Origin of the sequence: Wansuia hejianensis, from assembly GCF_014337215.1 — a bacterium.
Taxonomy (GTDB): Bacteria; Bacillota; Clostridia; order Lachnospirales; family Lachnospiraceae; genus Scatomonas; species Scatomonas hejianensis.
In genome coordinates this window covers 1,213,948-1,234,493 of the sequence record NZ_CP060635.1, presented here as the reverse complement: position 1 = coordinate 1,234,493, position 20,546 = coordinate 1,213,948, and the positions used below count along the sequence as shown (strand labels likewise).

Sequence of the window (20,546 nt, the reverse complement as noted above, 5' to 3'; positions counted from 1 at the left end):
AGAGGATGGTACCCGGGTAAACCAAGCGTCTGGATTCACAGGAATAATAAGGAGGAGAGATATGCGCAAACAAATAGTTTCAATTTTTATGGCGGCAGTCATGGCGGGCATGGCACTGAGTGGTTGCGGGAAAACTGCGGATGGAGGAAGCAGCAGTTCAAGCCCGACAAACTCCGGCTCGGAGCAGCAGGAATCTTCCGGCATGGCTGGTGCAGAAGCAGTAAATTATAATGAGACGGGGACTTTAAAGCTTATATGGTTTGCTTCCAATGGTACCGATACGATGTTCCAGTGTCCCTGGGATGAAGATCAGTGCATGTTCTCACAGATGATATTTGACACGCTGATCAAAATGGACACCGACATGAGCTACATTCCGAAACTTGCTGAAGTTGAAATCAGCGATGATCAGATGACTTATACATTTAATGTGTCAGATCAGGCTAAATGGCATGACGGAGAAGCTGTTACAGGCGAAGACGTCTTATTTTCAATGAACGCGTACCTGGCTGATGCAAAAGCCATGTATCCAAATTATTTTACCAGCGTTCAGGGAGCCGCCGAGGTAAAAGGAGGTACCAGTGAAAGCATCAGCGGCGTTACAGTGGATGGAAATCAAGTGACTGTGCAGCTGACCCAGCCGGATAACACGCTGCTTCTGGGACTTTGTTCTCTTCAGATACTGCCAAAACATTGTTTTGAAGGCGTTGCTCTGAGCGAAGTGGCGACTTATGAAGATTATTGGAAGAGACCTGTGGGGTGTGGGGCCTATCAGATCGATGAGGTATCTTTTCCGAACTATTTTACAGCAGTGCGTAATGAGACATATTATGGCCCCAGGGCCGCCATTAAGAATGTGTTGTTTACCAGCTATGCCACCGGAGGAAACGATGCGATTGTAGCTGCCTGTGCAGCTGGAGAAATTGATTATGCGTTTGGAAATGCCGTTAATGATAAGGCAACAGCGGACAATATTGTAAGTCAGAATACGGATATGGAATCCGTTATGATTCCATCCAGTTATGTACGCCAGTTACGCTTTAATACCAGCGGCGAAAGCCAGGACGGAAAGTATAATGATGACATGCTGAAAACGGAAGTGCGTCAGGCAATGAATCTTCTGATTGATAAGGAGACGATTGCGGGTATGTACAACGGACAGGCGGTGGCCCTTTCAAGTATTATCAATCCGGGCAGCGCTGCGTATAATGCGGATATCCCGATCTTTGAACGAAACGTGGAAGAGGCTAAGAAAATGCTGGATGAGGCTGGCTTTGATTACAGCCGACCTGTCAGACTTCTGTATTATTATGATGACCAGACAACGGTTGATATTATGGAAATCATAAAACAGAATTTTGCCGAGGCAGGAATTGTCTGTGAGCCTTTCCTGATTACCGGTGATACGGCGACTCAGATATTCGAGACAAAAAACTGGGATATTATGTACTGTGCCGGCGGAGATAAGGCTGACCCCGTACTGGGTTATTATTATATTGTGCCAGACGGAGCGAATGTAGATAAAATTTTCGGTGATGTCGAAGAGAGAAATGAAATATTTGGAAAGCTATATAAAGAATATATCGGAAGCTCGGATGAGACAGAAAAGAAAGTGCTCGGAGATAAGCTGCAGCTTGCCGATGTGCAGAATTGCTATGATTCTGATATCTATGCGCTGAACAAGGTCGTACTTGTAAATACCGCGAAGCTGAAAATGGACATGAGCGTATTTGATGTGGATCTTCAGCAGCAGAGAGAATATCACTTTGAAAACTGGGAGCTGCTCAGAGAATAGTTGAAACATATCAGGTGAAATGCAAAAGGCCTGTGCGGGAGAAGATTTCCGGGCTGTTTCGAGGAAAGGATTGTTGTATGACAAAGTATTTTTTTAAAAGGCTGATTTCTCTGATTCCGAAATTACTGATTATTTCTCTGATAATATTCGTCGGCTTGCAGATGGTTCCCGGGGATCCCATAACTCGGACGATTTCACCGGATGCGTACGCGAATATGTCCCCGGCACAGCTGGAGGAATTGCGTGAGAGTCTGGGACTCAATGACCCTCTGCCGGTGCAGTATCTGACCTGGATGGGAAAGATGCTGCGGGGAGATTTCGGATACAGTCAGGTGAATGGCAGCAGTATTGGCCAGATGTTGGCGCAAAGGCTGCCGGCGACTCTGGAATTGGCAGGTCTGGGGCTTCTGGTCGCTACGGTCTTCGGGCTGGCGTTGGGTTTTCTGGCGGCGGTCAAACAGAATACGGCTTTTGATCATGCCAGCAGCTTTTTGGGGATGATCGGAGTGTCAGTACCGGAATTTTTTCTGGGCATGGCGGCCATCCTGATTTTTGCCATCCATTTGAAATGGTTTCCCACAGGAGGGAGAATGGCTCCGGGACAGGAGGCTTTTTATGAGCGGATCGAATATCTGGTGCTTCCAGTTTTGTGCCTTGGGATTTCCTATACGGCCACGCTCATGCGCTTTACCAGAAGTTCCATGCTGGATGTACTGAATAAGGATTACATAAAAACGGCCAGAAGTAAAGGGCTGTCCGAATTTAGTGTGAATCTCAAGCACGGCTTTCGGAATGCGCTGATTCCGATTATGGTAATCATTGTATTCCGGATCCCAATTCTCGTGAGCGGGACGGTCGTAATAGAAAGTGTGTTTAATTATCCGGGAATGGGCAATATGCTGCTGAGCGCCATATCTGGAGGAGATATGCCGGTGGTCATGATGTCTACCTTCATTATAGCCGCCGTGATCCTCCTGGTAAGCTTTCTGTCGGATATAATTACAGCCCTACTGGATCCCAGAGTACAGTTTGAGGGCTAAGAGGAGGATGAATATGAAGAAGCAGAAGGCCGGAAGAGCAGCTAAATCAGATCTGGCAAAAAGAAATATTTATAAATTTATGACAAACCGTCTCGCCATAATTGGTTTGATATTAATTATTCTGATTCTGGTTGTGTCTCTGCTGGCGCCGGTCCTGACACCTTATGACCCAAATGCGCTGGACACTGCCAACCGGTATCAGGCTCCGTCCGGGGCTCATCTGCTGGGAACCGATCAGCTGGGCCGTGATTTGCTGACCAGGCTGTTTTACGGGGGAAGGGTGTCTATCTTTGTGGGATTTGTAAGCGCTGCGGTTACCGCGGTCATAGGTGTGGTTCTCGGATGCATCTCAGGATATCTTGGCAAAAGGCTAGATGCTGTTATTGTGTATATTTCTGAAATATTTACAGCCTTTCCACAGACCTTGCTGATATTTATACTTGTGGGATTTGTAGGTCAGGGGATTGGAAATCTGATTTTGATTTTCGCCCTGACGGGCTGGACCAGCATCTATCGCCTTGTAAGAAGCCGGATACTTTCACTGAAGGAGGAGCCTTTCATTGAATCCTGTCGTGCTAATGGGATCGGTAACAGTTCTATCATGTTCAGACATATGCTTCCGAATACCATTGGACCGGTGATCGTCAATGTAACACTTTTAACTGCCGGATATCTTCTGCAGGAGTCTGCGCTCAGCTTTCTGAATATCGGGGTACCTGCGGATATTCCCACCTGGGGCAATATTCTGAATGCGGCAAAAAATCTGACAGTGATACAGAATTACCCGGTTATGTGGATCGGGCCGGGTGTGGCAATCTCTCTGTTTGTGCTGGGAGTTAACTTTCTGGGGGATGGACTTCGGGACGTACTGGACCCTACATAAAGGCGGGTGGTGAATATGAATCAGGATGTGATCTTGCAGGTGAAGCATCTGCAGACAAAATTTAGAGTAGGCAGAAAAATCGTTAACGCGGTCAACGATGTGAGCTTTGAATTGAAAAAAGGCAGAACTCTTGGAATTGTCGGAGAATCCGGCTGTGGGAAAAGCGCGAGCGCTCATTCAATTATGCAGCTTCTGCCCAGATCAGGGAATATTACCGGCGGAAGTGTAATTTACCATGGGCCGAAAGGGGATATAAGGCTGGAACAGCTGAAACGGAACGGGAAAATGATGAGGAGTCTGAGGGGCAAGGAAATCTCTATGATTTTTCAGGATCCTATGTCATCTCTGAATCCGGTTTATACTGTGGGGAGGCAGATGGAAGAAAATCTGATCCGCCATGAGAAGCTTACGAAAGGGGAGAGGAAGAAACGGATTGTCGCCATGCTGGAAGAGCTTGGCATTCCGGATGCGGAAAGGAGGTGCGGGGAATATCCACATCAGTTTTCTGGGGGAATGAAACAGAGAGTCATGATCGGCATTGCAATGATCTGCAATCCACGGATCATGATTGCAGATGAGCCGACGACCGCTTTGGATGTTACTATACAGGCCCAGATTTTAGAGCTGATGAAAGATATGCAGAGAAAACACGGGACTTCTATTGTCCTGATCACTCACAATATGGGGATTGTAGCTGAGGCCTGCGAAGAAGTGGCTGTCATGTATCTGGGGAAGGTGGTAGAATATGGCACATTAGAGCAGATTTTCGAAAACCCTCTTCATCCTTACACAAAAGCGTTGATGCGTTCCGTGCCGGTGATCGGCATGGACAGGGACAGAGAGCTGATGACAATACCAGGCGCAACCCCGGACGCATCGACAGTCTTCAGGCACTGTGAATTTGTGGAACGGTGCGGGTCAGCCTGCGGGCGCTGCTGGCAGGAGATGCCAGAGGTTATATGCATGGCGGATGGCCATCAGGTGAGGTGTCTGAGATATAAGGAGAGCTAACTATGATTCAGAAACAGAAGCATCAGGAATTAATGAGGGTGGAGCATCTGAAAAAATATTATCCGATCAGCCGCGGGGCGCTGAAAAAGACTGTCGGTTATGTAAAAGCTGTGGATGATGTCTCTTTTTCCATTTATAAAGGAGAGACGCTGGGGCTGGTGGGTGAATCCGGGTGCGGGAAGAGTACTCTGGGCAAATGTATCGTAAGGCTTCATATACCGACAGAAGGTAAAATATTTTTAAACGAACAGGAAATAGGGATGAAGAATGTTCTGTCTCTGGATAAACGGGAGAGCTTTTCCGCCCGCAGGCGTGTTCAGATGGTTTTTCAGGACCCTTATGCATCTCTGAATCCGAGAATGAATATATATCATGCGTTTGATGAGCCCATGAGGATACATGGGATCGGAGACCGGAGGGAACGAAAAGAAAAAATCGCCCGCGCACTGGAGACTGTGAATCTGCAGCCGGATTACATGTACCGCTATCCACATGAATTTTCGGGAGGCCAAAGGCAAAGGATATGTATCGCGAAGGCTCTGGCGTTAAATCCGGAAATGATGGTATGTGACGAACCTGTTTCGGCGTTGGATGTTTCGATACAGGCTCAGCTCATGAATCTTATGAGAAAGCTGCAGAGAGAATTTCAGCTCACATATATTTTCATCGCACATGATCTCAGCGTAGTCCAGTATATGAGCGACCGTGTGGCTGTTATGTATCTGGGGAAAATTGTGGAGCTGGCAGATTCTGGGGAGCTGTACCGCCGCCAGGTGCATCCATATACCAGAGCGCTGCTATCGGCTGTACCATCTCCGGTGCTGCAGGAACGCCGCGGGCGTATTATTCTGAAAGGGGACGTACCTTCGCCCGCGAATCCGCCTGCCGGGTGCCGGTTCCACACGCGTTGTGAGCAGTGCCGCGAAATCTGTACCCGGCGGGAGCCGGAATTGAAGCCGTTAAAAACTGATGAAAAACATCTGGTGGCCTGTCATTTTGCAGAGCAGCCATGAATGTACAGGAGAAGGAGAAGCAAAGAAATATGCGGAAATTGTGGTTCGGAAAATGGATAGAATGTCCCTGGTGCGGAGAAAATACAGCTCCGGAATTTCTTGGGGAATTTTTGCTGGACCGAATTCCCGGCGGGGCTGTTCTGGAGATTAGCGGCCTGGGATTTTATTCAGCCAGGCTCAACGGGGTGAGGGTGGGAGACGCGCTGCTGCAGCCCGCGTTTTCCAATTATACGAAATCTGTTTATTATAACAGGTATCCAGTATCTGCATTGCTGAAAGAAGGTAGAAATATTTTAGAAGTGACGGTGGGGAACGGCTGGTTTCACGAACCGGGGGAGGACAGCTTTGATTTTGAACATGCGTCCTGGAAAATGCGGCCGGTGCTTCTGTGCCAGCTGCTGACTAAGGAGAAAGTGCTGCTGGCATCAGGTAAGGATTGGAAATGCCGCGGAAGCAGGTGGGTGTTTAACTCTCTGAGGCTGGGAGTGTCCTATGATGCATCCAGAGAAGAAGAGGAATATCTTCCCGCAGTTATTGCCAAGGGACCAGGCGGACAGCTGAAGGAACAGACGATTCCTCCGATCCGGATTGAAGAATATTTGCAGCCGAAGCGCGTGTTGGGCCGGGTGTATGATTTTGGGAAAAATATGGCGGGAGATGTCAGAATCACTGTCAGTGGGGAAAAGGGCAGTAAACTGGCGGTAATATACGGTGAACGTCTGAATGAAGATGGCAAAATTGATCAAAGGTGGATCAAACGTCATCCGGAGATTCCCAGGATACAAGTGGATGAGTACACGCTGTCAGGGGCAGGGCCGGAAGTGTTTCAGAGCGATTTTACATATAAAGGGTTCCGTTATGCAGAAGTCAGAGGGGAATGCAGAATTGAAAACGTAACAGCCCGCAGCTTTCATACTTACGTAAAGGAGAGAGGAGGGTTTCAGTGTTCTGACAGCCGCGTGAACCGAATTATGGAAGCTGTCCGGAATTCGACACTCAGTAATCTGCACCATACGATCACAGACTGTCCCCACAGAGAGAAAAACGGATGGCTGGGAGATGCTCATGCCTCTTGCGAACAGGCTCTGCTGCAGTTTGATATGGAAAAAATCTACAGGCATTATTTGGATGCTGTTGCGGATTGTCAATGGCCCAGCGGACAGCTGCCATGTATAGCGCCTACAAGCGTATACGGCTATAATTTTCAGAGCGGCCCTACCTGGGATGGCGCGTTGTTCCGCATACCATGGGCGCTTTACGTATACACAGGAAAAACAGGATGGCTGAAGCGCTGGTATCCCGCTATGAAAAAATATATGGATTACCTGCCCTGGATTTGTGATGAAAAGGGTATTTGTGAAAGCGGGCTGGGAGATTTTCTGCCGATGGAGGGAGTTCCGGTCTGTCCGGACGGGATGATGCTGACGGGACACCTGAAAGAGATACAACAGCTCATGAGTCAGATCAGCTGTGCATTGGGCAAGTACCGGGAAGCTGAAATATACAAAGAGCAGGCGGAATCTGCCAGGAAAGCTCTCCGAAGGGAATATGGCGTCAGACAGGACAGAAATATCAGCTATTTGGCATCGGCGCTTCATTTTGATCTTGCCGGCTCAAAGGCTGAGGCTAAAAGGTGGGCGGCGGAACTTGCGGCGCTTCTGGGAGAAAATCAGTACAGGGCTGGTACGGGAATTTTCAGTTCTGTCTATATGCTGGAAGAACTCACGCGGTACGGTTATTTTTCAGAAGCCCTGCGTACGGCACTTCAGCCGGAGTGCCCCGGATGGGTGTATATGACTGAACAGGGGGGCGCGACTCTGTGGGAACATTGGGATGGAAAGAGAGGTTCATTAAACCATCATATGAGATCCGGGATCGCAAAATGGTTTTATCAGGCACTGGCAGGGATCTCCCTGGAAGGAGTACAGCCTGGGTTCCGGCATCTGGTTCTGAAACCTAATTTTACAGAGGAAATTGAATGGGTAACAGTATGGCTGGAAAGTCCGAAAGGAAGAATAGAAATATGCAGGCAGGGAGACGAGTACCGGTTAAAGCTGCCGGAAGGGATAGGCGCGACAGTACTGATAGGAAGGCAGTGCTATGAGGCTGAAGGAGAATGCAGGTTCAGAAACAATCTATGAAAAAATGCTTGTAAAATTTGCTGGAGTTTGATATCGTATAAACATACTTTAGTGTTACCGGGTGAGCACCTACCGTATGCAAGGCTATATTTGCATACGGTTTTTTTATTTATGGAGGTAGGCAAACATGGTGCCGTCAAAGTTTAGTTACAGCGGCAGGGGTGAGAAGAATGAGATTTACAAGCAGGGAAGGCTGCTCAGAAAGCATTGCATATATTCTGATAAAGTTCAGCTTACCGCTCATACTGAGCGGAGTGCTGCAACAGCTCTATAACTGGGCGGATGCTTTTATTGTAGGGAATGTGGTGGGCGAGCTGGCATTGGCAGCTGTCGGGGCCACTACTACGGTGATTAATTTTTATCTGATGGCGGTCACTGGATTTACATTGGGGCTATCCATACTGTTCGCGCAGAAATACGGCAGCGGTGAGACAGAACACATTCCTGAGATATTATCTACGTTTTCCATAGTATTTGGCGGTGTATTTATAATACTTTCAGCCCTGGGGATTGCGGCGGCTTTTCCACTTCTCGGCCTGCTCCACACCACTCGGGATACGGTGCTGCTGGCGGGGAGCTATTTGAAGATTATTTTTGCGGGCATCCCTTTTCTTGCTGTGTATAATGTCTATGCCGCCGCGCTTCGCGGGATCGGTGACAGCCGGGCGCCTTTCCTGGCAATCCTTTTTTCCTCAGCCATCAATGTTGGGTTAGACATTTTGTTCGTGGCCTTCCTGCATTGGGGGGTGGAAGGAGCGGCGGCAGCCTCTGTTCTCTCACAGGCGGCCATGGCCGCATTTCTGATCATCTATGCGGTGAAAAAATATCCCTTACTCCGTTATCGTCTGGGAAAACGGGTGATATGCAGAAGAGCGCTGAGGCAGGGCGTCCATTTCGGACTGCCGCCCATGATACAGTCCAGCGTCAGTGCTTTTGGAAGCCTGCTGCTGCAGAATTTTATGAATGGTTTTGGCACGCAGACCGTGGCGGCTGTCACCACGGCGTATCGGGTGGATTCCATCATATTGCTTCCGATCATCAACCTGGGCTCCGGGATTTCTACGATGACTGCCCAGAGCCATGGTGGAGGAGACGGCAAAAAGGCCAGGAAAATATTCGCAGTAGGTACGGCTATGATGACCGTGGTATCGCTGCTGTTAACGCTGCTGATTATTCCGACGGGAGGACATTTAATTGCGCTTTTTGGCGCAGGAGCGGCTGCGGCTGAAATTGGAACACAGTTTTTCCGGCGGATCGCCGGCTTCTATGTGTTCTATGGACTGGCGAATGCCATGCGGGGATATCTGGAGGGGCTGGGGGATGTTCTCTATTCCAGCATTGCCGGAATTCTGTCATTGGGCTTCCGCATCGCTGCATCCTATGCACTTGCAGCCCTGTTTGGAAATATGGTAATCGCTTACGCAGAGGCTTTTTCCTGGGTGCTGCTGCTGTTGCTGTATTTGTTTCGGATGATTTGGAAGAAACGTCAAATAAAAAGGCAGGCGCATGTCGGGATATGAGTGTGGAAACGAAAAAACAGTTTACAATCCTGTCCGCTTATGATATAGTAAAACAGTATGAGATCAGCCTTGATTCAGAATCCGGACACTCCGACCGTTTCTTAATCAATGGCGTTTATAAAATTTTAAGGAGGCAATCAATTATGATCGCAAAGGACAAGAAACAGGCAATTATCCAGGAATACGCAAGAACAGAAGGAGACACTGGTTCACCGGAGGTACAGGTAGCGATCCTGACAGCGAGGATTCAGGAGCTGACCGAGCATCTTAAGACGAATCATAAGGATCATCATTCCAGACGTGGTCTGCTGAAGATGGTTGGTAAGAGACGTGGTCTTCTGGACTTTTTGAAGAAAACAGATATTGAAAGATATCGTGCTTTAATTGAAAAATTAGGCATCCGTAAATAATTGCAAGTTTTCAGGGCGGAGAATTTCCGCCCTGTTTCACTCTGAAAAAGATCATTCTCCTGGCAGGAGTCATATCCGGGACCACTGAAAAGCGCATCCGGCGCGGTGCGTTTTTCAGTTGTTTCGGGTCTCATGCCAGGTGAAAATATATTTATAATTTAAGGAGAAACAGATGGAAGACAACAAAACATTTTCCACGGAACTGGTCAACAATTACAAGACCTATTCGATGGATCTGGCGGGAAGGAAGCTTTCTGTAGACATCGGAAGAGTAGGAAAACAGGCGAACGGCTGCGCGTTCATGCATTACGGGGATACTACCGTTCTGTGTACGGCGACTGCATCCGACAAGCCCAGGGACGGGATCGATTTCTTCCCCCTTTCTGTAGAGTATGAGGAAAAGATGTATGCAGTCGGTAAAATCCCAGGCGGATTTAACAAAAGAGAGGGCAAGGCCAGCGAGCATGCGATTCTGACCTCCCGAGTGATTGACCGCCCGATGCGCCCGCTGTTCCCAAAGGACTACAGGAATGACGTGACTCTGAATAACCTGGTAATGTCTGTAGATCCGGAGTGTAATCCGGAGGTGGTGGCGATGCTGGGGTCTTCTATTGCCACAACGATTTCAGATATTCCTTTTGACGGCCCCTGTGCGGCGACGCTGATCGGTATGATTGACGGTGAGCTGATTGTGAATCCTACGCTGGACCAGAATGCAGTTTCTGATCTGAAGCTGACCGTGGCATCCACAAGGGATAAAGTAATCATGATTGAGGCCGGAGCCAACGAGGTGTCAGAGGACAAGATGATCGAAGCCATCTATATGGCGCATGAGGTCAACAAAGAGATTATCGCATTCATCGATACCATCGTGGCAGAATGCGGCAGGGAGAAGCATTCCTATGAGAGCTGTGCGATTCCGGAAGAGCTGTTTGCAGCTATCAAAGAGATTGTACCGCCCGCCGAGATGGAAGAGGCTGTATTCACCGATGAGAAGCAGGTGAGGGAGGAGAATATCCGCCAGATCACCGCGAAGCTGGAAGAGGCTTTTGCTGAGAATGAAGAATGGCTTGCCGTGCTGGGCGAAGCAATTTATCAATATCAGAAGAAAACAGTCCGGAAGATGATCCTGAAAGATCACAAGCGTCCGGACGGCCGTTCGATCCGCCAGATCCGTCCGCTGGCTGCGGAGGTTGATATCATCCCGAGAGTCCATGGTTCCGCCATGTTCACCCGTGGACAGACTCAGATCTGTACTGTGACAACTTTGGCTCCGCTGTCGGAAGCGCAGAGACTGGACGGGCTGGATGGCAATGAAACAGGAAAGCGGTATATGCATCAGTATAATTTTCCGTCCTATTCCGTAGGAGAGACAAAACCGTCCCGCGGGCCGGGAAGACGTGAGATCGGCCACGGAGCGCTCGCAGAGCGGGCTCTGCTTCCGGTGCTGCCGAGTGAAGCTGAATTCCCCTATGCGATCCGGACAGTATCTGAGACCTTTGAATCAAACGGTTCTACGTCACAGGCTTCTGTCTGCGCATCGTCCATGTCACTGATGGCGGCAGGCGTGCCGGTCAAGAAGGCAGTGGCAGGCATCTCCTGCGGCCTGGTGACCGGAGACAGCGATGATGATTATTTGGTGCTGACGGATATCCAGGGGCTTGAGGATTTCTTCGGTGATATGGACTTTAAGGTGGCCGGTACCCATGAAGGAATCACCGCGATTCAGATGGACATTAAGATCCATGGCCTGACCCGCGCCATTGTGGAAGAGGCCATTGCAAAATGTAAGGAAGCCAGAGAGTATATTCTGACAGAGGTTCTGGAGAAGACAATACCGGCTCCGCGCCCGGCTGTCAACGAATATGCGCCGAAGATTATCCAGATTAAGATTGATCCGGAGAAGATCGGAGATGTGGTCGGACAGAGAGGCAAGACGATTAACGCGATCATCGACCAGACTGGTGTGAAGATTGATATTGATGACACTGGAGCTGTCTCCATCTGCGGTACCGACCAGGCGATGATGGATCAGGCAGTAGAGGATATCCGGATTATTACGACAGATTTTGAGGCAGGTCAGATATTCGTAGGCAAAGTTGTCAGCATTAAAGAATTTGGAGCATTTCTGGAGTTCGCTCCTGGTAAGGAAGGGATGGTTCACATCTCCAAGATCGCCAAAGAGCGGATTAACCGTGTCGAGGATGTGCTGACCCTCGGAGATATTGTGAAAGTGGTCTGCCTGGGCAAGGATAAGATGGGCCGGATCAGCTTCAGTATCAAAGACGTTCCGAAGGAAGAGAAATAAATTCAGGAAATGGAATCCCGGATGGGGCTGCCCGCTGTTACTTATAGGTTTGGGCGGCCCCGTTTTTATTACGCGGAGCCGAATTGCCAAACCGGCCGGCCGCAGGCGTATAAGCTTGCTTTGCAAGCTTTCATCAAATGAAAGGAGTTACATGATGCGGTATCATGACATAACAAAAGACGATATGCTGAACGGGGACGGGCTGCGGACCGTACTCTGGGTGGCGGGCTGTTCCCACCATTGCAGAGGATGTCAGAATCCTGTCACCTGGGCTCCGGACGGAGGCCTGCTTTTTGACGGGCGGGCGAAGGAGGAGCTGTTCGCGCAGCTGGAAAAAGACTATATTGAGGGAGTGACATTTTCTGGAGGGGATCCGTTGTTCGAGAGTAACCGCGGAGAGATAACCAGTCTGGCGAAGGAGATCCGGCAGAAATACCCGGATAAGACGATCTGGCTCTATACAGGGTACCGTTGGGAGGAGATCCGGGATCTGGAGATTGCAGCGTTTGTGGATGTGATCGTAGACGGAAGATATATTCTGGAAGAACGGGACGTGACACTGGAATGGAAGGGCAGCGCGAATCAGAGAGTCATTGATGTGAAGAAGACTCTGCAGTTGGGGCAGATTGTGCTGCATGCGTGATAAGGCTGAAAGGAGAGGCTCATGGAGAAAATAAAAATACAGTATTTGAATGATACAATTGAGAGGCTTTGTTATATTGATGGGAAGTCAGACTGGATCGACCTGCGGGCGGCTGAAGAAGTGGAACTGAAGGCCGGAGAATTCCGCCTGGTTCATCTGGGGGTTGCGATGCAGCTTCCGGAGGGCTATGAAGCGCACATCGTCCCCAGAAGCAGCACGTTTAAGAATTTTGGAATCCTTCAGACCAATCATATGGGCGTGATCGACGAGACGTACTGCGGCCCTGGGGACTGGTGGAGGATGCCTGTATATGCGGTGAGAGATACTGTGATCCATGTGAACGACAGGATCTGCCAGTTCCGCCTGATGAGGCATCAGCCGGTGATCACCTTTGAAGAATGCAGACTTGAGGGTGAGAACCGGGGAGGTTTTGGAAGCACCGGGGTACGCTGAATTCCGCGTATACTGCGTGTCTTCCCTATTGGTACATTTTATTTAGGGAGAATCCCCGTCCCCGCACTTCATTGACATGGCTTATGACCATGAAGCTTTCCGGATCGATAGACCGGATCAGCTTCTCAGCTTTCGGGAGCTCGCGTCTTGATACAATGCTTAATACGATCTGGGTTTTGTTGTGCAGGTAACCGCCTTCTCCGTCTATTACGGTCACGCCCCTGTCAATTTGCTGCAGAATTGCCTGCCGTATTTCATCAGATCTGGCGCTGATGACTTTTATTTCAGTTCTGGCAGTTCCCATTATCAGTACTTTATCCAGCACGATGGTATAGATGAGCACCAGCAGGATGCCGTACAGAATGTTTTCCGCCGGCCGGAAGAGAGCCTGGGCAAGCAAAATACACACGTCAAAGGCATACATGCCGGCGGAAACAGGAACCCGGAAATATTTCTGCAGGATCAGAGGCGGAATATCCATTCCCCCGGTAGAAGACCCCGACCGGATCACCATTCCGAGAGCAATTCCAATGCCCAGCCCGGAAAAAAGAGTGCAAAGCACCGGGTCTTCTGTCAGCACACAGTCACCCAGCAGCCGGGTTAGCAGCTCCAGTGAAAGCGGATAGAGGAACGTGCTGGCAAGCGTTGTGGCGGCGAATTGCCGGCCAAATACAAAGTATCCGATGACCAGCATGCACACATTGAAAAACAGTACAAATTGCGTGACCGGAATGCCCAGAAAATGGTTTACGGTCAGGGCGATGCCGGTTGATCCTCCGGTTCCGAAGCCTACGGGCAGAAGAAATAATTTTACCGCCAGAGCGTATAGAAAATTACCTGCCGCAACCCATAAGAAAGCTGACAGTGCCTGCAATAAATGGTGTTTTCTGTCCATCTCAAAACCTCCCGCTGATTACATATAATTTCACAAAAAAACCACGCTTGCCAGGGATATTTTCCCTAACAAACGTGGATCGAGGCTATGCCTAATACAGAGACACTATACAATATGCTGCTTCAATTGTCAAGCATTGGTTTGTCTCTAAAAGGTAATCGTTTTACTGCTCTGTTTCTTCGATCTCATCGAATTCGGCTGCATCCATCATCTCATCAAATGCTTCCGCTGCCAGTTCATATTCCTCATCCGATTCAATATTTTCCAGGTTGGGGTTGCCCTTATCATCCTCGTAGAAACGGTAGAGATATACTTCCCCCTCTTCGTTCTGGCCATTCTCGTTCAGCGGCAGCAGAGCGATGTATCGTCTGTCACCCGCCGGAAAGATGTTGATGACTGCACAGGTGACTTCTGTGTCGTCGTCCAGTGTCAGGGTTACAGTGGGTTGGTCAAGATCAATATCGCTGCCGCAGTCGCTCCCACAAGAGCTGCAGTCGCCGCTGCAAGAGCCTGTTGCTTTCAGTTCGTCGCTCATAATTTTTTCCTTTCAGTGGATTGTACATCCATTTGTTTGTGATACGCCGGAATCCGGCTATTCCTATTTTATCAGAAGGGCGGGGGAATTGCAACGAACAAAGGAAGTTTCCGGTAAAATTATTGTTTTCTGTAAAAAGCAGGTTGGAAAATGTCCGGAATGGGTGTATAATATACGAAATTTAGTTTTAGGTCCTGCAGCATCAGGGACAGGATAGAAAGAAAGGAGCATTATTATGGAGAAAAAAGACATTGACTGGGGCAACTTGAGCTTTGCATATATGCAGACCGACCAGAGATATGTGTCAAACTACAAAGATGGGGCATGGGATGAGGGCACAATGACCGGAGATGCTAACGTTGTGATGAGTGAATGCGCGGGAGTTCTGCAGTATTCCCAGTCTTGTTTTGAAGGGTTAAAAGCATATACGACAGAAGACGGAAGAATTGTCACCTTCCGGCCGGATCTGAACGCCGAGCGGATGGAGAATTCGGCGGTCAGGCTCCAGATGCCTGTGTTCCCGAAGGAGCGCTTCCTGGATGCGGTGGATCAGGTAGTTGCTGCGAATGCTGCCTATGTTCCGCCTTATGGGTCCGGAGCAACCTTTTATCTGCGTCCCTATATGTTCGGAAGCAACCCGGTAATCGGCGTGAAGCCCGCGGATGAATACCAATTCCGCATGTTCGGCACTCCTGTTGGCCCCTATTTTAAAGGCGGGGCCAAACCGATCACCATTAAAGTCTGTGATTACGACCGGGCGGCGCCTCACGGAACCGGGCACATCAAAGCGGGACTGAATTATGCAATGAGCCTCTATGCGATTACCCTTGCTCATGAAGAGGGCTATGACGAGAACATGTATCTGGACGCGGCCACCAGGACGAAAGTCGAAGAGACCGGAGGAGCAAATTTCCTGTTTGTCACAAAAGACAACCGGGTAGTCACCCCGAAGTCAGACACGATTCTTCCCTCCATCACCCGCCGTTCACTGATGTATGTCGCCAAAGAATACCTGGGGCTGGAGACAGAAGAACGGGAGGTACATGTGGACGAATTAAATGAGTTCGCAGAATGCGGCCTGTGCGGCACGGCAGCCGTCATCTCTCCGGTAGGCAAGATTGTGGATCACGGCAAGGAAATTTGCCTGCCCAGCGGCATGAAGGATATGGGCCCTGTTACCCGGAAGCTGTATGATACACTGACAGGAATCCAGATGGGAAGGCTTGAAGCGCCGAAAGGATGGATTCGTGAAATAAAAGTGAAATAACTGTATGTTTTTAAAGCGGATACCCGGAAAAAAGGTTATGATCTCCGGAGTATCCGCTTTTCAGTCTGGAAAAGAGAACCTTTCTGGTGATCTAAAACGCTTCACCCAGGTTCTCCGAAAGTGTCATCGGTATGGTTACAGACAGTAATCACTGGCTGATTGTGGCCTGGTGGCGCCAGTATTTTTTTATTGCATATCAAAATCTACCGTCTGAGACCATCGGGGTTCCCTCTCTGGCGAGAGCCATTGTACCGTCTGGAACAGCCTGAAAAGCAGCGGGAGGTCTCCCGTTGCTTTTCGTCCAGGTATCCACGCACCCCTCGCCACAAAAACCGTAATTTTATGGCTCTGGATTGACAGGCTAAAAAGGCGGGTGCTACAATGGGGGAAAAAACAGCCGGAGGAGTTGGCGATAGGACCGGCGGGGAAGGCGACAGGAGGAGAGATGGATCAGAATCAGACGCCGCTTCTGGATGCCCTGGAGCGGTTTGAAAGGGATAGGCCTGCTTTTTTCAGAATTCCGGGTCACCGGTATGAGAGGGGCATTAGCGGCAGGCTGCGAAATATGATGGGGGACGGGGTTTTCCGGTTTGACCTTACGGAAGCTGAGGGGCTGGACGATCTCCATCATCCGGAGGGAGCGATCCTGGAGGCACAGCGGCTGGCGGCAGAGCTGTACGGAGCGGATTGGAGCTGGTTTCTTGTGAACGGAACAACCTGCGGGAATGAGGCGATGATCCTTTCGGCGGTGGGGCCTGGGGAGAAGATTATAGTTCCCAGGAATGCCCACAAGTCGGTACTGATGGGACTGATTTTAAGCGGGGCCGTACCCGTATGGGTCACTCCCGGATATCAGGAGGACTGGGGCGTGTTCGGAGATGTTTCTCCGGAGTCGGTAGAGGAGGCGTTTTGCAGAGAGCCGGACAGCAGAGCGGTGTTCCTGGTAAGCCCTACCTATTACGGGATCTGCAGCGATATCCGGCGAATTGCCGGGATTTGTCATGAGAGAGGCGCGCTGCTCCTTGTGGATGAAGCCCACGGCTCTCATCTGTATTTCTCAGACAGGCTGCCCCAGGGCGCCCTGCTCCAGGGTGCGGATCTCTGTGCCCAGAGCACTCATAAGACTGCCGGCAGCATGACCCAGAGTTCTCTTTTACACTGTAAGGGTAATCTTGCAGACAGGGAGCGGATAGATGAGAACCTGAAGCTGGTGATGAGCACCAGCCCTTCTTACGTACTGATGGCATCACTGGACGCCGCCCGGCATGAGCTGGCCATGAACGGCAGGGCAATGATGGAGCGGGCGGTGGAGCTGTCGCTGGATGCTTCTGAAGGGTTAGAGAGGATACCGGGATTTTCTGTCATGAGGGAAGCAGGGGACAGAAGTGCAGAACTTGACCGAACCCGTCTGGTGTTTTCCGGGCGCAGGCTGGGCATTGGCGGCTATGAGTTGCAGGAACGTCTTTATACTAACTCAGGCGTGAGTACGGAGCTGGCGGATTATGAAAATGTCGTGGCGGTGATCACCTGGGCAAATGAGCGCAGCGAAATCGAACGTCTGGTGAGCGCGGCAGGACAGGCTGCACTTCTGGCAGGGAGGAAGCGGGGCAGACTGAAGAAGCTGAATCCGAGGCTTCCGGATATACCGGAAGCGGTGATGACGCCGAGAGAAGCCTATTTCCGCCGAAAAAGGACGGTTCCCTGGGAAGAAATGAAAGGAAAAATAGCCGGTGAGATGGCAGCGCCTTATCCTCCGGGAATACCGCTGATCTATCCTGGGGAGATTATAACAGAAGAAATCTATGATGCCCTGGAAAGGTGCAGACAGGAGAAAATCCCACTGCACGGGCCGGCTTCAGCGGATTTTTCCACGTTCCGGGTGCTGGAGCCTTAATATGCCCGGATTCAGAAAGGAGACAGAATGAAACTGATTTCATGGAATGTCAACGGCCTGCGCGCCTGTGTGACAAAAGGATTTATGGATTATTTTGAAGAGGCGGATGCCGATGTTTTCTGTATACAGGAGAGTAAGCTGCAGGAGGGACAGATCAGCCTGGAGCTTGAGGGATATCATCAGTATTGGAATTATGCGGAGAAAAAGGGATATTCCGGCACGGCTGTCTTTACGAAGGAAAAGCCGCTGTCAGTAGCGTATGGGATGGAAATAGAAAAGCATGACCAGGAAGGGCGCGTGATTACGCTGGAATTTAAAGACTTTTTTCTTGTGACTGTGTATACGCCAAATGCCCAAGAAGGCCTTGCCAGGTTAGACTACCGGATGGAGTGGGAGGACGAATTCCGCGGCTATCTGAAGAAGCTGGATGAGCAGAAGCCTGTGATCGTCTGTGGGGATATGAACGTCGCTCACCAGGAAATTGACCTGAAGAATCCGAAAACTAACCGCAAGAGCGCCGGATTTTCGGATCAGGAAAGAGAAAAATTTGGATGCCTGCTGAATGCGGGATTTATTGATACCTACCGCTACTTGTATCCGGATAAAGTTGAGTATTCCTGGTGGTCCTACCGTTTCAAAGCAAGGGAGAAGAACGCGGGATGGCGGATTGATTATTTCCTAATCTCTGAAGGCCTCAGAGACCGTCTGAAAGACGCGAAAATCCATACATCTGTCATGGGCTCCGACCATTGTCCGGTGGAGCTGGATCTGCAGTAATGAAATCAGCCTTTGTTCCGGCCGCGGTATCGGAAAAGGCTGTTTTTCCGCCGCAAAGTGTGATATGATATACCTGATTGCAAAAAAAGGAGGCGGAGTTGCAGGTGATGACGGACTTTAAAGTATTGACAGGAAACCCCACACAGCTGGGTGTGGATAAGACGCAAAGCGGATATAATTTCGCGGTCTCAGTTCCGGACGGGGCACCTGCTGACCTGCTGATATACAGGTATGGCAGCAGAGAACCGGAGCAGGTGATTCCCTTGCCGGAACCGGAGCGGACAGGGCAGGTGAGCGCTGTCCTTTTGGAGCTTCCTTCCGGACAGAAGTGGGAATATAATTACCGGATCGGAGAGCAGGTGGTGCCGGACCCCTATGCCAGAGAAGTCAGGACTCTGCCTACGGACCATGAAACGGACAGAGGGGAGGAATTCAGATGCAGCCTGGAATGCCCTGCCGGGGCTTCCTCCAGGCCACTGGAAATCGCATATGAGGACAGTGTTATTTACAAAACACATGTCCGCGGCTTCACAAAACAGAGCAGATCAAAAGTGAAACATAAAGGTACTTTTTTAGGTGTTAAGGAAAAAATACCCTATTTAAAAGAGCTGGGCATAACGGCGCTGATGCTGATGCCAGTTTATGAGTTTGAGAAAGTTCCCCGAAACGGCAGGGAATGCCGGCATATCATGGATATAGGGGAGATGTCTGAGACCGGAATCCGGGAAAACTACTGGGGGTATACGGGAGGGCTGTATTTTGCACCCCGCAGGTATTACTGCGCGACGGAACATCCGACGCAGGAATTTGCGGATCTCGTAGACGCTCTCCATGGTGCGGGGATAGAATGCATACTGGAATTTTATTTCGGGGCGGATATGGCGGTGCAGGCCGTTCTGGACGTTCTGCATTACTGGAGGCTGAATTACCAGGTGGACGGTTTTCATCTTCTGGGCCAGGGACAGTGGATCGGCCCGGTCGCTGAAGACGCTTTGCTGAAGAAGAGCAAGCTGCTCTATCTTTCCTTTGACGCAGAGCATCTGTATGAAGGGGGTAAGGTTCCGTATTACAGAAACCTTGCAGAACTGAATCTGGGATATGAGGGAATGATGCGGCGGTTTCTGAAGGGGGACGGTGAATGCCTGGAGGGCGCCGCCTGGTATCTGAGGAAAAATGGAGACGCGGTTGGCTGTGTGAACTATTTTGCCGATCAGGACGGATTTACCATGGCAGATATGGTTTCTTTTGAACAGAAGCACAATGAAAGGAACGGTGAAGGCGGACGGGACGGAAGCAATTATAATTACAGCTGGAACTGCGGTGTTGAAGGGCCGACGAAGAAAATGTCTGTCCGGAAGCTGCGGAGACAACAGCTCTATAATGCGTTTCTGATGCTCTTCACCAGCCAGGGGACGCCCCTGATCTATGGCGGGGATGAGTTTTGCAACAGTCAGTCTGGCAATAATAATGCCTGGTGCCAGGACAACGAGACAGGCTGGCTGAGCTGGGGCAGGACGAAAGACGGGGAACAGTTGAAAAAGGTCGTCCGCCAGGCGATAGAATTCCGCCGCGGGCATCCAATCCTTCACAAAAAAGGGCCTGTGCGCCTGATGGATTATAAAGCCTGTGGCTGTCCGGATCTGTCCTATCACAGCCGCAGGGCCTGGGTATTTCCGGCAGACAGCAGCGGACGGAGCCTCGGAGTCATGTATTGCGGAGCTTATGCCAGGAGAGCTGATGGGAAGGAAGATGATTCCATATATATCGCCTACAATTTGCATTGGGAACCATACACGTTCGCGCTTCCGAACCTGAAAAAAGATATGAAGTGGAGTGTGAAAGCGGATACAAGCCGTGATGAGGTCTTTTATCCTGAGGGAGAGGAAAAAGTGTTGAAAGATTCCGATGAGAAAAGTATTCTGGTGCCGCCCAGAACAGTGATGATTTTAATTGGAAAGTAG

The 20,546-nt window shown here is 50.0% G+C and carries 17 protein-coding genes; 15 read left to right on the top strand and 2 right to left on the bottom strand.

The features are described from left to right. Positions 1–61: 61 nt before the first annotated feature. From H9Q79_RS05650 to H9Q79_RS05600, 11 genes are all read left to right on the top strand, one after another. A complete protein-coding gene (locus H9Q79_RS05650) occupies positions 62–1,795 on the top strand; it encodes an ABC transporter substrate-binding protein (RefSeq protein ID WP_118643970.1) in 1,734 nt (577 codons plus the stop codon). Positions 1,796–1,872: 77 nt separating this feature from the next. After that, positions 1,873–2,835 (top strand): ABC transporter permease, encoded by a 963-nt coding sequence (locus H9Q79_RS05645; protein ID WP_118643972.1) that lies wholly within the window; start codon positions 1,873–1,875, stop codon positions 2,833–2,835. A 13-nt stretch (positions 2,836–2,848) separates the two neighbouring features. Next, positions 2,849–3,718 carry an ABC transporter permease gene (locus H9Q79_RS05640; RefSeq protein ID WP_249329373.1) on the top strand — a complete coding sequence of 290 codons (870 nt, stop codon included), beginning with the start codon at positions 2,849–2,851 and terminating at the stop codon, positions 3,716–3,718. A gap of 15 nt (positions 3,719–3,733) precedes the next feature. Then, a complete protein-coding gene (locus H9Q79_RS05635) occupies positions 3,734–4,729 on the top strand; it encodes an ABC transporter ATP-binding protein (protein ID WP_249329372.1) in 996 nt (331 codons plus the stop codon). A 2-nt stretch (positions 4,730–4,731) separates the two neighbouring features. Beyond that, positions 4,732–5,742 carry an ABC transporter ATP-binding protein gene (locus tag H9Q79_RS05630; protein ID WP_118643976.1) on the top strand — a complete coding sequence of 337 codons (1,011 nt, stop codon included), beginning with the start codon at positions 4,732–4,734 and terminating at the stop codon, positions 5,740–5,742. Positions 5,743–5,771: 29 nt separating this feature from the next. Further along, positions 5,772–7,883: an alpha-L-rhamnosidase gene (locus H9Q79_RS05625; RefSeq protein ID WP_249329371.1), complete on the top strand. Its 2,112-nt coding sequence runs from the start codon at positions 5,772–5,774 to the stop codon at positions 7,881–7,883. A 170-nt stretch (positions 7,884–8,053) separates the two neighbouring features. Next, positions 8,054–9,403, top strand: coding sequence for an MATE family efflux transporter (locus tag H9Q79_RS05620; protein WP_249329370.1), 1,350 nt, complete (start codon positions 8,054–8,056; stop codon positions 9,401–9,403). Positions 9,404–9,546: 143 nt separating this feature from the next. Further along, on the top strand, positions 9,547–9,813 hold the full coding sequence (rpsO, locus tag H9Q79_RS05615) for a 30S ribosomal protein S15 (protein ID WP_118643759.1): 267 nt from the start codon (positions 9,547–9,549) through the stop codon (positions 9,811–9,813). 172 nt (positions 9,814–9,985) lie between these two features. Further along, positions 9,986–12,121, top strand: coding sequence for a polyribonucleotide nucleotidyltransferase (locus tag H9Q79_RS05610; protein ID WP_249329369.1), 2,136 nt, complete (start codon positions 9,986–9,988; stop codon positions 12,119–12,121). Positions 12,122–12,275: 154 nt separating this feature from the next. Beyond that, positions 12,276–12,764, top strand: a complete 489-nt coding sequence (gene nrdG, locus H9Q79_RS05605) for an anaerobic ribonucleoside-triphosphate reductase activating protein (protein WP_249329694.1) — start codon at positions 12,276–12,278, stop codon at positions 12,762–12,764. Positions 12,765–12,785: 21 nt separating this feature from the next. Continuing rightward, positions 12,786–13,217 (top strand): dUTP diphosphatase, encoded by a 432-nt coding sequence (locus H9Q79_RS05600; protein ID WP_118643568.1) that lies wholly within the window; start codon positions 12,786–12,788, stop codon positions 13,215–13,217. 25 nt (positions 13,218–13,242) lie between these two features. Here H9Q79_RS05600 and H9Q79_RS05595 read toward each other — a convergent pair whose 3' ends face one another. Both H9Q79_RS05595 and H9Q79_RS05590 read right to left on the bottom strand, forming a co-directional pair. Beyond that, positions 13,243–14,112 carry a YitT family protein gene (locus H9Q79_RS05595; protein ID WP_249329368.1) on the bottom strand — a complete coding sequence of 290 codons (870 nt, stop codon included), beginning with the start codon at positions 14,110–14,112 and terminating at the stop codon, positions 13,243–13,245. 163 nt (positions 14,113–14,275) lie between these two features. Next, complete coding sequence (locus tag H9Q79_RS05590; protein ID WP_118643572.1) at positions 14,276–14,647, bottom strand: DUF1292 domain-containing protein; 372 nt, start codon at positions 14,645–14,647, stop codon at positions 14,276–14,278. A 235-nt stretch (positions 14,648–14,882) separates the two neighbouring features. Between H9Q79_RS05590 and H9Q79_RS05585 the strand changes: the two genes are divergently transcribed. The 4 genes from H9Q79_RS05585 (at position 14,883) to H9Q79_RS05570 (ending at position 20,546) form a co-directional block, all read left to right on the top strand. After that, positions 14,883–15,914, top strand: a complete 1,032-nt coding sequence (locus tag H9Q79_RS05585) for a branched-chain amino acid aminotransferase (RefSeq protein WP_249329367.1) — start codon at positions 14,883–14,885, stop codon at positions 15,912–15,914. A 445-nt stretch (positions 15,915–16,359) separates the two neighbouring features. Next, positions 16,360–17,808, top strand: a complete 1,449-nt coding sequence (locus H9Q79_RS05580) for an aminotransferase class I/II-fold pyridoxal phosphate-dependent enzyme (protein ID WP_249329366.1) — start codon at positions 16,360–16,362, stop codon at positions 17,806–17,808. Between the two features lie 27 nt (positions 17,809–17,835). Beyond that, positions 17,836–18,585, top strand: a complete 750-nt coding sequence (locus tag H9Q79_RS05575) for an exodeoxyribonuclease III (protein WP_118643578.1) — start codon at positions 17,836–17,838, stop codon at positions 18,583–18,585. Between the two features lie 107 nt (positions 18,586–18,692). Then, positions 18,693–20,546: an alpha-amylase family glycosyl hydrolase gene (locus H9Q79_RS05570; RefSeq protein ID WP_249329365.1), complete on the top strand. Its 1,854-nt coding sequence runs from the start codon at positions 18,693–18,695 to the stop codon at positions 20,544–20,546.

Coding starts and splice junctions, on each gene's coding strand:
- H9Q79_RS05575 (WP_118643578.1), top strand. CDS start 17,836: ATGAAACTGATTTCATGGAATGTCAACGGCCTGCGCGCCTGTGTGACA.
- nrdG (WP_249329694.1), top strand. CDS start 12,276: ATGCGGTATCATGACATAACAAAAGACGATATGCTGAACGGGGACGGG.
- H9Q79_RS05610 (WP_249329369.1), top strand. CDS start 9,986: ATGGAAGACAACAAAACATTTTCCACGGAACTGGTCAACAATTACAAG.
- H9Q79_RS05600 (WP_118643568.1), top strand. CDS start 12,786: ATGGAGAAAATAAAAATACAGTATTTGAATGATACAATTGAGAGGCTT.
- H9Q79_RS05630 (WP_118643976.1), top strand. CDS start 4,732: ATGATTCAGAAACAGAAGCATCAGGAATTAATGAGGGTGGAGCATCTG.
- H9Q79_RS05580 (WP_249329366.1), top strand. CDS start 16,360: ATGGATCAGAATCAGACGCCGCTTCTGGATGCCCTGGAGCGGTTTGAA.
- H9Q79_RS05645 (WP_118643972.1), top strand. CDS start 1,873: ATGACAAAGTATTTTTTTAAAAGGCTGATTTCTCTGATTCCGAAATTA.
- H9Q79_RS05620 (WP_249329370.1), top strand. CDS start 8,054: ATGAGATTTACAAGCAGGGAAGGCTGCTCAGAAAGCATTGCATATATT.
- H9Q79_RS05625 (WP_249329371.1), top strand. CDS start 5,772: ATGCGGAAATTGTGGTTCGGAAAATGGATAGAATGTCCCTGGTGCGGA.
- H9Q79_RS05570 (WP_249329365.1), top strand. CDS start 18,693: ATGACGGACTTTAAAGTATTGACAGGAAACCCCACACAGCTGGGTGTG.
- H9Q79_RS05585 (WP_249329367.1), top strand. CDS start 14,883: ATGGAGAAAAAAGACATTGACTGGGGCAACTTGAGCTTTGCATATATG.
- H9Q79_RS05640 (WP_249329373.1), top strand. CDS start 2,849: ATGAAGAAGCAGAAGGCCGGAAGAGCAGCTAAATCAGATCTGGCAAAA.
- H9Q79_RS05595 (WP_249329368.1), bottom strand. CDS start 14,112: ATGGACAGAAAACACCATTTATTGCAGGCACTGTCAGCTTTCTTATGG.
- H9Q79_RS05635 (WP_249329372.1), top strand. CDS start 3,734: ATGAATCAGGATGTGATCTTGCAGGTGAAGCATCTGCAGACAAAATTT.
- H9Q79_RS05650 (WP_118643970.1), top strand. CDS start 62: ATGCGCAAACAAATAGTTTCAATTTTTATGGCGGCAGTCATGGCGGGC.
- H9Q79_RS05590 (WP_118643572.1), bottom strand. CDS start 14,647: ATGAGCGACGAACTGAAAGCAACAGGCTCTTGCAGCGGCGACTGCAGC.
- rpsO (WP_118643759.1), top strand. CDS start 9,547: ATGATCGCAAAGGACAAGAAACAGGCAATTATCCAGGAATACGCAAGA.